Source organism: Salmonella sp. SAL04162 (genome assembly GCF_046551535.1).
Lineage (GTDB): Bacteria > Pseudomonadota > Gammaproteobacteria > Enterobacterales > Enterobacteriaceae > Salmonella > Salmonella enterica.
Window position 1 is genome coordinate 92,431 of sequence record NZ_JBGDVX010000001.1, and the last position, 13,945, is coordinate 106,375.

A 13,945-nucleotide genomic window follows, 5' to 3' on the forward strand; every position below is an offset into this window, starting at 1 on the left:
TAAATGGAACAAGCGCATACCCGGCTCATCGCGCAACTGAATGAACGAATTTCAGCGGCGGATAATACGCCGCTATACATGAAATTCGCCCAGACGGTAAAGGATGCCGTGCGCAGCGGTATTCTTGAGCACGGTAATATTTTGCCTGGCGAACGCGATCTCAGCCAGCTTACTGGCGTCTCGCGCATCACGGTACGAAAAGCGATGCAGGCGCTGGAAGAAGAGGGTGTCGTCACGCGCGCCCGCGGCTACGGTACGCAAATCAATAATATCTTTGAATATTCCCTGAAAGAGGCGCGGGGATTTTCTCAGCAGGTTGTCTTGCGCGGCAAAAAACCGGATACGCTATGGGTTAACAAACGCGTGGTAAGTTGTCCGGATGAGGTCGCGCAGCACCTGGCGATCCCCGCAGGCAGCGACGTCTTTTTACTCAAACGCATTCGTTATGTTGATGAGGACGCGGTATCGATTGAAGAGTCCTGGGTGCCCGCGCATCTGATTCATGATGTCGACGCGATTGGCATTTCGTTGTATGACTATTTTCGTCGCCAGCACATTTACCCTCAGCGTACCCGATCTCGCGTCAGCGCCCGGATGCCGGATGATGAGTTTCAGTCGCATATTCAAATGGATGGTAAAGTGCCGGTGCTGGTGATTAAGCAGGTGGCGCTCGATCAGCAGCAGCGGCCTATTGAATACAGCATCAGTTATTGTCGTAGCGACCTATACGTTTTTGTGTGCGAGGAGTAGCGCCTCGCGTGTGGGCGCGCAGTCGCCGCCGCGATGCCCGACCACCCAGCTCGCCACCGCATTTCCCAGCAGTACGGCATCCGCGAGCGACCAGCCTGACGCCAGTCCTGCCAGCACGCCGCCAGCATGGCTGTCGCCCGCGCCGATGGTATCCACCACGGTTGCCGGAAACGCTGGCACAACGCCGGAAGATTGCGCGCTAAAATACCACGCTCCGTCTTTATCGTGGCGCACTACCAGCGGCGCGGAAAAGCGGTTTACCCATGCTTCGCCGAAAGTGCGCGTATCGGTCGCAAGTCCGGCGCGTTCCGCGGCGATGATGGCTTCCTGGCGATTGAGGGAGACGATGGGCCGGCAGGCCATAATGCGCGCCATTGCATCGTCTGTAATATCACCGATTCGTGGGCCAAAATCGATAAAAGGCGTTACATCGTCGACGGTTTCCAGCCACTGGATCAGTGGCTCGCCACAGGACGAGGCCAGTTGATAGCCGGACAGGTAGACAAGACTGCCCCGCGGTGTCCTGAGCTGCGACAGCCAGTCCGCATTCCACTGGTTTTCCACGCCGCTAAAAGACATAAACGTGCGTTCGCCATCCGGTTCGACTAACGCCAGACACCAGCCGTTATCTCCTTCAACCGCGTCAATCACGCTGGATAATCCCTCTTTTGCCAGACGGCGGCGAATCCTCTCCGCCCACACGCCCTGGCCCAGCGGCAGCGCATTGCTGGCGTCAATCCCCAGTCGTTTCAACGCCACGGCAATATTCAGCGCACAGCCGCCGACATTGACGCTCTGTTGTTGCAGTTCAATATCGCCTCCGCGACGCGGCAACGTCCAGGCGTCGGCAATGATATCGATCACTGCCGCGCCGATAACGGTGAGCGGACGCCGGGTATGCAGGGTCGGTAATAATGTCAGCAACCGTGCGCCGCTCATAGTGCCTCCCGCCGTTGACGATAACTCGCCAGCGCAACGGCATAGCGCGCAAAATCCAGCTGATTAACCTCGTCCAGCGTTTGCTTTAACTGGGGGTTAATGGCGCTTACCCCGTGCAACGCGCCGCAAATGGCGGTAGCCATCGCGCCGATAGTGTCGGTATCGCCGCCGAGGTTAGCGCACAGCACGGCACAGCGGTTAGGATCGGTATTCGCCAGTTCCACCATGGCGATAGCGCAGGGAACCGATTCAATGGTGCTGGTTCCCGCGCCGATGATCTGATAGAGCTGTTCGCTGGCAGATTCGACGCCGTCGGCGCGGCGGACAATGTTTAGCGCCAGTTCCAGACGTGCCGATAGCGAGGCGCTAAACGTGGTAATACGCGCTGTCTGCGCCTGATGGGCGACGGCGGGGAGCGAGTCGGCAATACTTTGCCACGTGTCGCCGTTAACCGCTCGCGAGACGGCCCAGGCGACAACCACGGCGCCAGCCACCGCCAGATCGGATTTATGCGTCGGGCTGGAGGCTAACGCTACTTCTGCTATAAAGGCTGTCAGGTTAGTTGGCGGCAACAGGCAGCCCAACGGCGAAACGCGCATGGCCGCGCCGTTAGTCACGCCGTTATTTTCCAGCGCCGCGATGGGTTTGCCGTCGCGAATCGCATTCAGCGCAATTTTTGACGTCGGGCCGAGTACATTTTTATTGAACGCATCAAAGCGTTCCGCCCAGGCGAGGATGTTACGTCCAATAATCTCGGGATCAATACTGCCTTCGCATTCGAGTAGCGCGTCGGCCAGGCAGAGCGCCATTGCGGTATCGTCCGTAAACTCCGCGCGGTTAAAATAGCAGGCGGCATTATTCTCTTTTGGCCCGGGCAGAAAGCGGTCAATCCAGCCGAAATGCGCTTTGACGCGCGTTCTCGGCCACAGCTCAGAGGGCATTCCCATCGCATCCCCTAACGCTTGCCCGTAAAGAGCACCGAGAATACGTTCTGCTTTCATTTTACTTCCCCTTGTGTCAACGCAATATCGCGATCGTCAATAGCAGTGATCTCTTTGTCCGATTCGCGAAAGAAAATCATAAACAGTAGCGCGATGACGGCAATCATCACTGCGCCAAACGTCCACATGCCCGCCCAGTTGAATGTCAGACCGTTAACTGGTTGCGGATAAGCAAACATTTTTTCCATCATCACGCCGCCGAGACGATACCCCAGCAGGCTGCCGAATCCCTGACAGCAGAGGGTGATAAGCCCTTGCGCAGCGGTACGCATATGAACCGGCGCTTTTTTATCGACATAAATGTAGGCGGTGACGTAGTAGAAATCGTAACTTACGCCGTGCAGCAAAATACCGAGGAACAACAGGGCGTAAGTGAAGTACGTCTCCGCGCCGCCATAGACAAAAAAGCCGTAGCGGATCGCGGCGGTAATAAGACCAAGCAATAATACCTTTTTAATACCAAAGCGCTTAGTGAAAAAGGGCAGCGCCAGCATAAAGAAGATTTCAGAGAACTGGCCGAGCGTCATCCAGCCGGTGGCGTTTTTCATTCCCACTTCTGTCAGATAGCCGTTAGCGAAGATGTAGTAGAAGGCCAGCGGCATTGCAAACAGGAAGGAACAGAAGAAGAAAACGAGAAAGTTTTTATCGCGCAGCAGGACCAGCGCATCCAGCCCCAGCATCACTTTAATATCCATCTTGCCGGTGCTTTTTGGCGGCGTGTCTGGCAGACAGAACGCAAATACGCCCAGCAACGCTGAACTTGCGGCGGTTATGAGCAGTGGAATGTTGGTGGGGGAAATATCGTTATAGCCTAACATTTGCGGCAGGAATCCACAGGCGAGGCCGGAGGCAATCCACCCAATGGTTCCCATAACGCGAATGCGTGGAAAATCGCGTTCAACGTCCGGTACGTTAGCGAAGGCAATGCTGTTTGTCAGCGCGATGGTCGGCATATAGGTCAATGAATAGGCCAGAAGCAGCGGAAAGAATCCGGCGAAGGTGGTTTGCTGCGCCGCGAAATACATCAGTACGGCACCCGCAAACATCAGTACCGCCAGGACTTTTTGCGCCGAGAAAAAACGGTCGGTAACGGAGCCGACCAGAATCGGCGACAGGATCGCCGCAATGGCGGTACAGGCATAAGACCAGCCTATTTCACCGGCGGAAAACCCGCTTTTATTTAGCCATAGCCACAGGGGGACGAACCAGGCGCCCCAGATAAACCACTCCACGAACATCATGAACGACAGTTTAAAGGTCGTTTTCATTTTTGAATCCTTCATGACAGGTAAGGTACGCCACGACAATACCATTTAATAATACCTTTTAAATACCATTGAGCATTAATTTTGACCGATCTAACACTTTTTCGGACGTGAATCGAGTCAGCAGATAGCGCCGAAAAAATGCGCTAAAGTTGGCAAAAATGGTCGGTCAGTACCAGGCTTATTGCGACCCGCAATCTGCGGGGCAGGACTATTCACCTTCCGATACCCTATCGGAACTTACGGGAGCATAGCTATGACTGATATTGCGCAGTTGCTTGGCAAAGACGCCGACAGCCTTTTACAGCATCGTTGTATGACCATTCCTTCCGATCAGCTTTATCTACCCGGCAAGGATTACGTTGACCGGGTGATGATTGACAATAATCGTCCACCAGCCGTTCTGCGTAATATGCAGACGCTCTATAATACTGGACGCCTGGCGGGAACAGGATACCTTTCGATACTGCCCGTCGATCAGGGGGTGGAGCACTCCGCCGGCGCTTCTTTTGCGGCCAACCCGCGCTACTTTGACCCAAAAAATATTGTTGAATTGGCGATTGAGGCCGGCTGTAACTGCGTGGCCTCTACCTACGGCGTACTGGCCTCGGTTTCACGGCGCTATGCGCACCGTATTCCGTTTTTGGTCAAACTGAATCACAACGAAACATTGAGCTATCCGACAGAGTACGATCAGACCCTGTACGCCAGCGTTGAGCAGGCGTTTAATATGGGCGCCGTGGCGGTAGGCGCGACGATCTATTTCGGTTCGGAACAGTCTCGTCGCCAGATTGAAGAGATCTCCGCCGCTTTTGAGCGTGCGCATGAGCTGGGTATGGTGACCGTATTGTGGGCTTACCTGCGTAATTCTTCCTTTAAAAAAGACGGCGTCGATTACCATGTATCCGCTGACCTGACGGGGCAAGCCAACCATCTGGCCGCAACGATTGGCGCGGATATTGTGAAACAGAAAATGGCCGAGAATAATGGCGGTTATAAAGCGGTCAACTTCGGCTATACCGACGACCGCGTGTACAGCAAACTGACCAGCGATAACCCGATTGATTTGGTACGTTACCAGTTGGCGAACTGCTATATGGGACGCGCCGGGCTTATCAACTCCGGCGGCGCGGACGGCGGCGACACTGATCTCGGCGACGCGGTTCGTACCGCGGTGATCAACAAACGAGCCGGTGGAATGGGGCTAATTCTGGGACGTAAAGCCTTTAAGAAATCGATGGCTGATGGCGTGAAGTTGATTAACGCCGTACAGGATGTCTATCTGGATAGCAAAGTCACCATCGCCTGAGTTCAACGAAGAAAAGCCGGATGTGAGCGCATCCGGCCAGCGACAGGTGTTATTAACGTAGCAACGGGCAGTCTGGCGGCAGCCGACAGCGTAATGCGCCAGGTAGCACCTCAATATGAAATTCTTGTCCGCTGAGTGGTTCGCCATCCAGATTAAACGTGATTTCATGCGGTGCATGAATATCAAACCACGCCGAGGCGCCGTCAATAATATTCGGATTGTCATCTGACTGCGTGAGTGTGGAAAACAGCGCCGGCAGCAGCTCTTCGCCGGTAAAAATCCGTAGCTGTAACAGCCCGTCGTTAATCAGCGCGGTGGGACATAATTGCTGCCCGCCGCCGGCCTGACGACCGTTGCCGATGCCGATCACCAGCGCATCTCCCTGCCAGTGAAAGTTTTCGCCACGTATTTCGCAGCGGTCAGGGGTCAGCGTATCCATTCTCATCAGACCGTGGATAAGATAGGAGACGCCGCCCAACGCGGCTTTGAGTTTTTCCGGCGTTTCAGTGGTAATGCGGGTGCCAAAACCGCCCGTCGCCATATTGATAAAACAGGTTTTATCATTGACCCTGGCCATATCAATTTCCATCGCGTTTCCGGCAATCGCCAGTTTCAGCGCTTTGTCCAGCGCTTCAGGAATACCGGCGCTGGTGGCAAAATCGTTGGCAGTGCCGAGCGGCAAAAGGCCCAGTGCAGGGGCTACGCCGTCGCGGATCTGGATGAGCGCGGTAGACACTTCATTAATGGTACCGTCTCCGCCGCCGGCAATCACCGTTTCAACGCCCAGTCTACGGGCTTCATCAACGTAACGTTGCGCGTCGCCTTTTTCCCAGGTTACCCGAACGTGAATCTGTATACCTTCGTCGCGAAGTAGAGTAATGGCCTCACGTAGCGGCTGGTTATCAGCGCTTTTGCCATTGAGGATCAGTAAGCTGGCGGGAAAGTTAGCCATCCGTTATGCCTTAATAGGTTGAACAACAATCTCCAGAAAGTGTATAGCAGAAATGAAAAAGCGAGGTCAGAACAGGATGAAAATTGAAATGTTGCGCACTTATTGCTTTACCGTTTTTCTTCCTGCTGTACGCAGCGGTAAGTGAAGCATGGTTTAAGGCAAATGGCGACAAGAGAGATGCCGGTATGCGCATTGAGTAGTGCTTGTGAGAGTGCAAGGAAATCACAAGGGGGAGTCAGACGCTTTCCGATATAGCGCCTTTGATAACGAAACGGAGAATTAACAAGACGAACATACGTCAGTTATCAGTATTAATTTCAAACACCATAATATCAGATAAAAACCTGATATTTATTACCAAACATACTTTTTAATAGCATAAAATCGAAATGTTCTTTAGACTCTTTAGCAGAAACACGGCGCACTATTAGAAGCACGCTACTATATATCAAATAAAACCTATTTAGATGATGGCTTAGCGCGGTGTCCTATAGTCGTACCGTTGCCTGATGTATCGCTTTTCTCATAAACATAAACAGGCATGTGCATGAAGAGGTTTATATGAATGTCACTTCAGGCGTGAATGCGCAAACGCCATTGCTCCCTCCTTCTGAACGGTGTAATGACGAAAAACCAGTAGCTGAAATCGTTGATTTTAACGCTTACGGCAATAAACCCAGATGTTTAATGTGCCTGGGAACCACGGCATTGTTTACAGGTGTTTTCAGTGGGGTATGCTCAGGGGCTGTCGCCAGTGTCAGTAGTGGTACTGCATATACTACCGCCCTGACGGTTTTAGGCGCATCGTTTGGCATGGGGGGAATTGGTATGATGGGAATATGCGCCGGACTATACCTTAGCGCAAATGGCATCAGAGCCCGGCCAGCCTGGCCATAAATGAGCAAACACAGCAAGTCATAGGGAAAAGATGAATTCCGACGATGACACGGGGTGTTAAGCGTCCAGACAAGAGGCTTATGACTTATATAGAAACTCTTTAAATAGAGTATGGGGTGTTATGTATTCAAGAGCCGATCGCTTATTAAGACAGTTTTCACTAAAATTAAATTCCGATTCAATTGCCTTTGACGAAAACAGATTATGCTCATTTATTATAGATAACCGTTACCGTATCTTACTAACAAGCACTAATAGCGAGTATATAATGATATACGGTTTTTGCGGAAGACCTCCGGATAATAATAATCTTGCTTTTGAATTTCTCAATGCTAATTTATGGTTTGCAGAGAATAATGGACCACATTTGTGTTATGATAATAACTCACAATCATTATTACTGGCTCTCAATTTCTCACTCAATGAAAGTTCTGTAGAGAAACTTGAATGTGAAATTGAGGTAGTTATTAGATCAATGGAGAATCTGTATCACATTTTACAGGATAAAGGAATAACTCTGGATACCGATTATACGTGACGGTGGGAAGGGTGTTTGGTGATCTGGTGGTAATAGAGGATAATCAATCCCAGCAAAACTTACATGGCCTGATGAAGGTGGACTGAGCGTAGGTGCGATGGTTTGAGTATTACTTTGACATGAAATCAAACCTCTAATCCGGGAAAACATTATTTTAATCCTTGTAAAACCGGCATTAAAACGTGCCATAACTTTACACGCTTAAATTATCGGTTTTTAACCTTAATTTAATAACCTGGAAACTTTTTGTGTAAGTTCTCACAAAGCAGTTCTTGATTTAATTCACTGATTTTAAACGTAAATGTCAGAATGCTAAGTCCTGAGTCTGACCGGATGCGGGAGGATTGTGACTTGCTGGCTGGCAATGGATAGGGGAGGTCTCTAAACCAAAGCGCCCATTTGCGCTTTGGTTAGTGTGGTCAATTTTTGGATATGGCGGGAAGTACCACTTTTTTATTGATTATATGCAAAAAATAAGCCTGCGTAAGGGAGATTACGCAGGCCAAGGAGGTGGTTCCTGGTACAGCTAGCATTTATGGGTTATGTTTTTCAGCGCGTTGAATAATACCCGCATTGAGCGAAGCGGTATGTGATCAATTTCTAAGAATCTTCCCGCCATGAAAAAATAACCGCAATTAACTACTTAGCATGGGGGTTACGCGTTGATTCGCCTGAGAAATTACGCATCAATAGTGCGTAATCCAGCGTAACGTCCTGCGGGACGGGCATCCAGACGGTATAGCCATCGCCAGGTGCCACCGGCATAGCGTCTCCTTTGGCGTTCTCCATCTGTTCCAGGGTGAAATTGATATTTCCCTGCGGTGTCATCAGCTCCAGACTATCGCCAACGGAGAATTTATTCTTCACCGCCACGGCCGCCAGTTGGCCTTTACGCTCGCCGGTGAACTCGCCGACAAATTGCTGGCGTTCGGAAACGGAGTAACCGTACTCGTAATTCTGGTAATCGTCGTGCGTATGGCGACGCAGGAAACCTTCGGTATAGCCGCGATGAGCCAGACCTTCCAGCGTTTCCAGCAGCGTAGGGTCGAAGGGTTTACCCGCGGCGGCGTCGTCGATGGCCTTACGGTAGACCTGCGCGGTACGGGCGCAGTAATAAAAGGATTTGGTGCGGCCTTCGATTTTCAGCGAGTGGACGCCCATTTTCGTCAGGCGCTCCACGTGGGCGATAGCGCGCAAATCTTTTGAGTTCATGATATAGGTGCCATGCTCGTCTTCGAACGCGGTCATGTATTCGCCCGGTCTTTGGGCCTCTTCTATCATAAACACTTTATCCGTCGGCGCACCGATACCGAGCGTCGGCTCAACGTTCTGTACCGGAATCGGTTCGTGCTTATGCACGATGTTGCCGACAACGTCTTCTTTTCCTTCCTGCACGTTATATTCCCAACGGCAGGCATTGGTGCAGGTGCCCTGGTTCGGATCGCGTTTATTGATGTAGCCGGAAAGCAGGCAGCGGCCGGAATAGGCCATGCATAGCGCGCCGTGGACGAAAATTTCTATTTCCATATCCGGCACCTGCTGGCGAATTTCCTCAATCTCTTCCAGCGACAGCTCGCGGGAGAGAATCACACGGGTCAGCCCCATCTGCTGCCAGAATTTTACCGTCGCCCAGTTTACGGCATTAGCCTGTACCGACAGGTGAATCGGCATTGCCGGGAAGTGCTCGCGTACCAGCATAATCAACCCTGGATCGGACATGATCAGCGCATCCGGGCCCATCTCGACGACGGGTTTCAGGTCACGGATAAAGGTTTTGAGCTTGGCGTTATGCGGGGCGATGTTCACCACCACGTAGAATTTTTTTCCGAGCGCGTGGGCTTCGTTGATGCCAAGCTGCAAATTTTCGTGATTGAATTCGTTATTACGCACGCGTAAAGAGTAGCGCGGTTGGCCCGCATAGACGGCATCGGCACCGTAAGCGAAAGCGTAACGCATATTTTTCAGCGTTCCCGCCGGCGAAAGGAGTTCTGGTTTAAACATCATTTTCTCGTTCTGATGACAGGTCAGATCCGCCTCACCTGATGAGGCGGCTGGAGGAGAGTCCTCACTTTAAGGGCGGGCATTGTAGCGCCGTGGGAGAGGGGAGTAAACCACCTTACACCATTGAGTTGACCTGTCCCGGCAGCTCTGAATTCGGGATGCGGACGGTATACCAGGCGAAACGAAAGCGTTTCCAGAAAGAATCGAAATGCAGGTGGTCCAGGCAGTCCATAACGATTTCATTATCCGGATAAAGCGTGAAGGCAAAATGCGCCCAGCGTGCGCTTAGCTTCATATTAAACAGCGTTCGATCGTGTTTATTACCGTGCAGGCGCGATAGGGTCACCATAGCGTGTAGCGTGCCTTTGTTGGCCTCTTGTTGCACCAGTTCCAGATGCTTATGCGCCAGCGTAATATCCTTCACTTCAAAAATATTCAGCAGGAACAAGCCCCAGGCCTCTTTATGTCCGAACTGATGCGCCAGCCAGAGATTATCGAGTAGTTCTTTTTCATAAGCGGAACGTTTTTCGGTATCAAATTCTTGTTTACTCAGACGCTGGTTGCAGATGCCGATGCTGAAATGAATATTTTGCAGGTCATTTTCATAATCGGTATAGCCTCCGTTATCTATTAATTTGTACGGGGTGCTCTCGCGCAGCGCTAACTGCCGGTGCAAAATCTCCGCCGCGCGCTGAAAATACCCTAACGCGATGGCAGGATCGTAAGGTAGTAGGCCGTTGTTCTCTTTATTATTGTGTTCAAGGCCCAGCAGGTTTAGCGCGGCGGGGATATTTCTTTGCGCGCCCAGCTCTGCCAGCGACACGAAATGTTCCGGGAGCCCGAACCAGTTGAAATTTTTAATCGCCGCCCGCCAGTGATGGTTATATTTAATGTCGGCGACGCTATCGAGCCAGGCGAGGCCTTGCGCCTCATCCTTTTCGAAACCCAATAGCCCGGCGTACTGAACGTAGCCACGACGGATTTTCGGCACTGCGGATTCCGTTTGCTGCGCATTCTGACAGAGAAAATTATACATCCACCAGGTGTCAGGAAAATCGCGCAGGGCGAACTTTATCGTGTCATCAGAGAAATAATTGTTGAGCTTAACTTTTTCTACGATCGAACGCTGAAGGGTTCGCCAGAGCGCGTCATTATCGTCCAGATCGCTATAGCAGACCCGAAGCCACTCCAGCGCGTTGTGGCGAGATTCCTGAATATGCGCTCGCAGGCTAATCTCTTCGGCTTTGGCGATAATACGTTCCTGTTCTGCCGGGGAGTCAACCTCTTTGATGCGCAGATCGCGGTGATCGTCCCACCAGATTAATAGCTCCAGATGTTCACGTTCTGCGACAGAAAGGTGATCGCATACGCTTGATTCCAGAAATTCGCGGATTTCCTCGTGAGACCCTCTCCAGCGTGGCATACGAAACGGGATATATTCATCCAGCACGTAAAATGCCGTCGGGAAAATAGCCAGGCAGACGGCGAGCCAGTATTTTTGCCCGGCATCGTCATTGCACTCCGGCAGCACGGACGGGCGTGGCAGATTTGGGCAAACCGCGTCGGCAAACGACAGCCCGGAATGGGCCATCAGCGCGTCCACCTCCTGCGGTGAATGGCGATGATATTCAGCCAGATCTTCCATTAATGGCTGCCCGGCAACATCCGCGCCCACGAGGAACTCAACCAGCCAGTCGGGCTGGCCGAAGACTTTTGAGTTGGTGCTGGTCAGGGCCGCCGCCATCCACTGGCGCGGTTCACAGTCGATAGCATTGAGCGCGGCGATGACCATCCGTTCGTTGCAGGCGGCGGCGCAGATCCACATCGCTCGGGTGGTTTCTCTCGCCCAGCCATAGCTGCGGTAAAGCCACGCACGGTGATTCCAGTATTGCGCCTCGGCAAGCCAGGCGTGAGTGGAGCGGGGACGAGCGCGCTGCCAGTTTTTGATCAGCGCTAATCCTTGCGGCCCAGCCTCAACCAGCGTGTCCATATCGTAAAAAGGGTTGTCCATTTGATTCCAGGCGAAGAAATAGCGCTTTTCCGCTTCGCGGCTGGTAAAGCTCTCCGTCAGCGCCTGGTTGTAGAGTTCGTCCAGTTCGTCATAGCGTTCTTCGCGCAGCAGGCCGGGAATATCGGCGATATGCCACTCGCGTTGCCCGTCATTGAGGGGATTTTTGTGGTTGCACATCTCAAACATAGCGTTGAGCAGACGATCATCCTGTTCCATAAAGCGTCCTTTAAATCGGCTCGAAAATTTTGAATTCATTCCACGGCAGTTGTCGCCAGCGGCTGACAGGGTCTTGCAGATAATGGGTGGCTTCCTGTAAATCCCGTCCGGCAAGCGCTGTTGGCGTGTCACGTAGCGTGAGCCATACCCGGCGGGCGCGAACGTAGGCGGTGGCGTAATCCTCCCAGGAATCAAAACAGTCCTGAGCGCGCTGGGCGTTAAGTAATAACACCAGCCAGGCCTGATGTACGTCGCACCAGCCGAGCCCGGCGATACAGCGGGTCAGAAAGGCGGTGCGCATACAGTCGAAGGCCAGCGCGTCGCGGACCTGGCCCTGGGCCGCCAGATGATGATAAAACGTGCGCGGCGAGCTGCCGATGCCCGCAGGCCAGCGGCGTAAGATATCCTCAACCTTGTGGCGTAACGCCGCGCCGTCGAGGTTTTCGCTCAAGCCCAGCTCTTTTTTTACCTGCTGCGCCAGATAGCGGCGTTTGTCATCGTCAAGTTTGAAGACCAGCTCAACGCCTTTGGTCGGTAGCCCGTTGCGCCGGGCAAGGATATCAGCCAGCGCCAGCGCCCATTGACGCCGCCGGGTATCGCGACGCAGATCCTTCAGGCGATCTTTTTCTTTCTCCTCGGCGATACGGGACGCAATCAGCGGTTTGTTTTTTTTGTAGTTGCGCCAGCTAAAAAATAGGGCGGCAATAATAAGAACAATCCAGAACATTATTGCACCTCCTTGATGACAGGTAGGTAACGCGTGGTTTGTAGCGTCAGGCTTTCAATTTCGAAAGGTTCGCTACTGGTGTTTTTCCCGGCAAGCGTAGGATGCCATTCATGCTGCGGAAACAGCATTTCCGCAGCCGTCGCCACGTTAGGATCAACAACCTGAAGGTAGCGCAGCGCCTCCGGAGCGCTGTGTAGCAGCAGCCACTGTAAAGCTACCGGAGGCGTAGGGAAGTGCTCCATTAAATGAAAATTGTCATGCAGCACATTGAGCAGAAAATTGAGGTCATGAATATGAGTAATAAATTTCCAACCTGAATATTCCGGCGTTGCTTCATAAACTATTCCCATCTCTTCGCAATCGGCGTGGCGCTCAGGAAGTGGTTGCAGATGGCGTAACAGAGATAAAACATCGTTAGCATATTTCTTAATAGGATGGCGATTTTGCTTACCTTTAATCTGATCAATGCTCAGGCCGTTATTACCAACCACCAGGCTTATTGTGACGTGGGGAATATTATTGCCGTCGCGCAGGCTGAACAGGCGAAGTTTTTGTTGTTCAATTTGTCGGGCGTAGTAATCACCGTAGCCGCCGGAAAGCGCGCCTTTATTTTCAAAATCTCCGACGCAGTGTTGCATATGCCAGGATTCATACGCCATCTCACTGCGCAGGCCGGGGTTTGTTGCATCAAACTCAACCAGCACACCGTTATTCACCGCCATCACCGGTTTTAGCGCCTCGCTGTTGGAGGGATACCAACCTTGTTCACGCAGGCGCTGCATTTTTTGATGCTCCGCTTCGCGCATTACCAGCACGGTAAAGCAGTTGATGCGCTGTAGTTTAGTTTCCAGCCGCGTTCCTTCCTGCCGCGAAAGAAATTCCACTAAATCTCTTTCCATTGCCACGAGTTGCGGGTGCTGAACGTTAAGGTAGTAAAAGTGCTCATCGCCACCCAGCTTTGGCGCCAGCCAGGCGGGGATTTCTGCATCAGCGCTAAAATAAACGGCATAATCGGCGACGGAGCGCACAGGATAAACATGAGGAAAGTCACCGATGATCCAACGATAAAAATGGTTGCTTAACCAGCGCTGGATATTTTCGCTGTCGCCGCGTTGTTGGCTCCGGGAAAAAATAGATGATTTTACATTTGGCGCATTTATTATATTGCGTGGTTTATAGCGGTGAGATGACGTTTCTGTCATAAAAATCCATGTATAATTAAGCTGGTATTATGTTTATGTATTTTTAGATTCACTTAATGAATTAATGCGCAATAAGTTTAAAAAACTACTCACAGTATATCGGTAAACTAAAAAGAGCGGCCAAATAATTTATTGTC

The 13,945-nt window shown here is 51.8% G+C and carries 12 protein-coding genes and 1 pseudogene; 4 read left to right on the forward strand and 9 right to left on the reverse strand.

Annotated features, from left to right (window positions below; translation table 11 throughout):
• The first annotated feature begins 3 nt into the window (after positions 1–3).
• Entirely contained in the window at positions 4–750 is a 747-nt protein-coding gene (locus tag ACLJRH_RS00450; RefSeq protein WP_000434062.1) for a GntR family transcriptional regulator, read from the forward strand.
• Here the strand turns inward: ACLJRH_RS00450 and ACLJRH_RS00455 are convergent.
• From ACLJRH_RS00455 to ACLJRH_RS00465, 3 genes are read right to left on the reverse strand one after another with little or no spacing between them, the layout of a single operon-like run.
• A complete protein-coding gene (locus tag ACLJRH_RS00455; RefSeq protein WP_000012011.1) occupies positions 724–1,689 on the reverse strand; it encodes a PfkB family carbohydrate kinase in 966 nt (321 codons plus the stop codon). The genes ACLJRH_RS00450 and ACLJRH_RS00455 overlap by 27 nt on opposite strands.
• Positions 1,686–2,690 (reverse strand): ADP-ribosylglycohydrolase family protein, encoded by a 1,005-nt coding sequence (locus ACLJRH_RS00460; protein ID WP_000642800.1) that lies wholly within the window; start codon positions 2,688–2,690, stop codon positions 1,686–1,688. Before ACLJRH_RS00460 ends, ACLJRH_RS00455 begins: the two co-directional genes overlap by 4 nt.
• The gene (locus tag ACLJRH_RS00465) at positions 2,687–3,958 is read right to left on the reverse strand and encodes a nucleoside permease (RefSeq protein ID WP_000858692.1); all 1,272 of its coding nucleotides are present in this window, start codon (positions 3,956–3,958) and stop codon (positions 2,687–2,689) included. The genes ACLJRH_RS00460 and ACLJRH_RS00465 overlap by 4 nt, the downstream gene beginning before the upstream one ends.
• Positions 3,959–4,211: 253 nt before the next feature.
• On the opposite strand from ACLJRH_RS00465, the gene fbaB reads away from it, so the two are divergent.
• Positions 4,212–5,264, forward strand: a complete 1,053-nt coding sequence (gene fbaB / locus ACLJRH_RS00470; protein ID WP_000129590.1) for a class I fructose-bisphosphate aldolase — start codon at positions 4,212–4,214, stop codon at positions 5,262–5,264.
• A gap of 52 nt (positions 5,265–5,316) precedes the next feature.
• Here the strand turns inward: fbaB and yegS are convergent, their stop codons facing one another.
• Entirely contained in the window at positions 5,317–6,216 is a 900-nt protein-coding gene (yegS, locus tag ACLJRH_RS00475) for a lipid kinase YegS (protein WP_001273393.1), read from the reverse strand.
• A gap of 561 nt (positions 6,217–6,777) precedes the next feature.
• Between yegS and steD the strand changes: the two genes are divergently transcribed.
• Positions 6,778–7,113, forward strand: a complete 336-nt coding sequence (gene steD / locus ACLJRH_RS00480) for a type III secretion system effector SteD (RefSeq protein ID WP_031604500.1) — start codon at positions 6,778–6,780, stop codon at positions 7,111–7,113.
• A 121-nt stretch (positions 7,114–7,234) separates the two neighbouring features.
• Complete coding sequence (locus ACLJRH_RS00485) at positions 7,235–7,651, forward strand: CesT family type III secretion system chaperone (protein ID WP_001543023.1); 417 nt, start codon at positions 7,235–7,237, stop codon at positions 7,649–7,651.
• Between the two features lie 9 nt (positions 7,652–7,660).
• Here the strand turns inward: ACLJRH_RS00485 and ACLJRH_RS00490 are convergent.
• The 5 genes and pseudogenes from ACLJRH_RS00490 to ACLJRH_RS00510 form a co-directional block, all read right to left on the reverse strand.
• Positions 7,661–7,840: pseudogene (locus tag ACLJRH_RS00490) on the reverse strand (non-LEE encoded effector protein NleB); the annotation flags it as partial.
• 450 nt (positions 7,841–8,290) lie between these two features.
• Positions 8,291–9,652: a tRNA 5-hydroxyuridine modification protein YegQ gene (gene yegQ / locus ACLJRH_RS00495; protein ID WP_001517981.1), complete on the reverse strand. Its 1,362-nt coding sequence runs from the start codon at positions 9,650–9,652 to the stop codon at positions 8,291–8,293.
• Between the two features lie 115 nt (positions 9,653–9,767).
• The gene (locus ACLJRH_RS00500; protein WP_023223161.1) at positions 9,768–11,879 is read right to left on the reverse strand and encodes a DUF4034 domain-containing protein; all 2,112 of its coding nucleotides are present in this window, start codon (positions 11,877–11,879) and stop codon (positions 9,768–9,770) included.
• A gap of 10 nt (positions 11,880–11,889) precedes the next feature.
• A complete protein-coding gene (locus tag ACLJRH_RS00505; RefSeq protein WP_000498594.1) occupies positions 11,890–12,606 on the reverse strand; it encodes a DUF1266 domain-containing protein in 717 nt (238 codons plus the stop codon).
• Positions 12,606–13,808: a hypothetical protein gene (locus ACLJRH_RS00510; RefSeq protein ID WP_023223160.1), complete on the reverse strand. Its 1,203-nt coding sequence runs from the start codon at positions 13,806–13,808 to the stop codon at positions 12,606–12,608. The genes ACLJRH_RS00505 and ACLJRH_RS00510 overlap by 1 nt, the downstream gene beginning before the upstream one ends.
• Positions 13,809–13,945: the final 137 nt, after the last annotated feature.

What these genes read in the sequence shown, in the direction of transcription:
- ACLJRH_RS00450 (WP_000434062.1), top strand. Translation starts at nt 4, where the DNA reads ATGGAACAAGCGCATACCCGGCTCATCGCGCAACTGAATGAACGAATT.
- ACLJRH_RS00455 (WP_000012011.1), bottom strand. Translation starts at nt 1,689, where the DNA reads ATGAGCGGCGCACGGTTGCTGACATTATTACCGACCCTGCATACCCGG.
- ACLJRH_RS00460 (WP_000642800.1), bottom strand. Translation starts at nt 2,690, where the DNA reads ATGAAAGCAGAACGTATTCTCGGTGCTCTTTACGGGCAAGCGTTAGGG.
- ACLJRH_RS00465 (WP_000858692.1), bottom strand. Translation starts at nt 3,958, where the DNA reads ATGAAAACGACCTTTAAACTGTCGTTCATGATGTTCGTGGAGTGGTTT.
- fbaB (WP_000129590.1), top strand. Translation starts at nt 4,212, where the DNA reads ATGACTGATATTGCGCAGTTGCTTGGCAAAGACGCCGACAGCCTTTTA.
- yegS (WP_001273393.1), bottom strand. Translation starts at nt 6,216, where the DNA reads ATGGCTAACTTTCCCGCCAGCTTACTGATCCTCAATGGCAAAAGCGCT.
- steD (WP_031604500.1), top strand. Translation starts at nt 6,778, where the DNA reads ATGAATGTCACTTCAGGCGTGAATGCGCAAACGCCATTGCTCCCTCCT.
- ACLJRH_RS00485 (WP_001543023.1), top strand. Translation starts at nt 7,235, where the DNA reads ATGTATTCAAGAGCCGATCGCTTATTAAGACAGTTTTCACTAAAATTA.
- yegQ (WP_001517981.1), bottom strand. Translation starts at nt 9,652, where the DNA reads ATGTTTAAACCAGAACTCCTTTCGCCGGCGGGAACGCTGAAAAATATG.
- ACLJRH_RS00500 (WP_023223161.1), bottom strand. Translation starts at nt 11,879, where the DNA reads ATGGAACAGGATGATCGTCTGCTCAACGCTATGTTTGAGATGTGCAAC.
- ACLJRH_RS00505 (WP_000498594.1), bottom strand. Translation starts at nt 12,606, where the DNA reads ATGTTCTGGATTGTTCTTATTATTGCCGCCCTATTTTTTAGCTGGCGC.
- ACLJRH_RS00510 (WP_023223160.1), bottom strand. Translation starts at nt 13,808, where the DNA reads ATGACAGAAACGTCATCTCACCGCTATAAACCACGCAATATAATAAAT.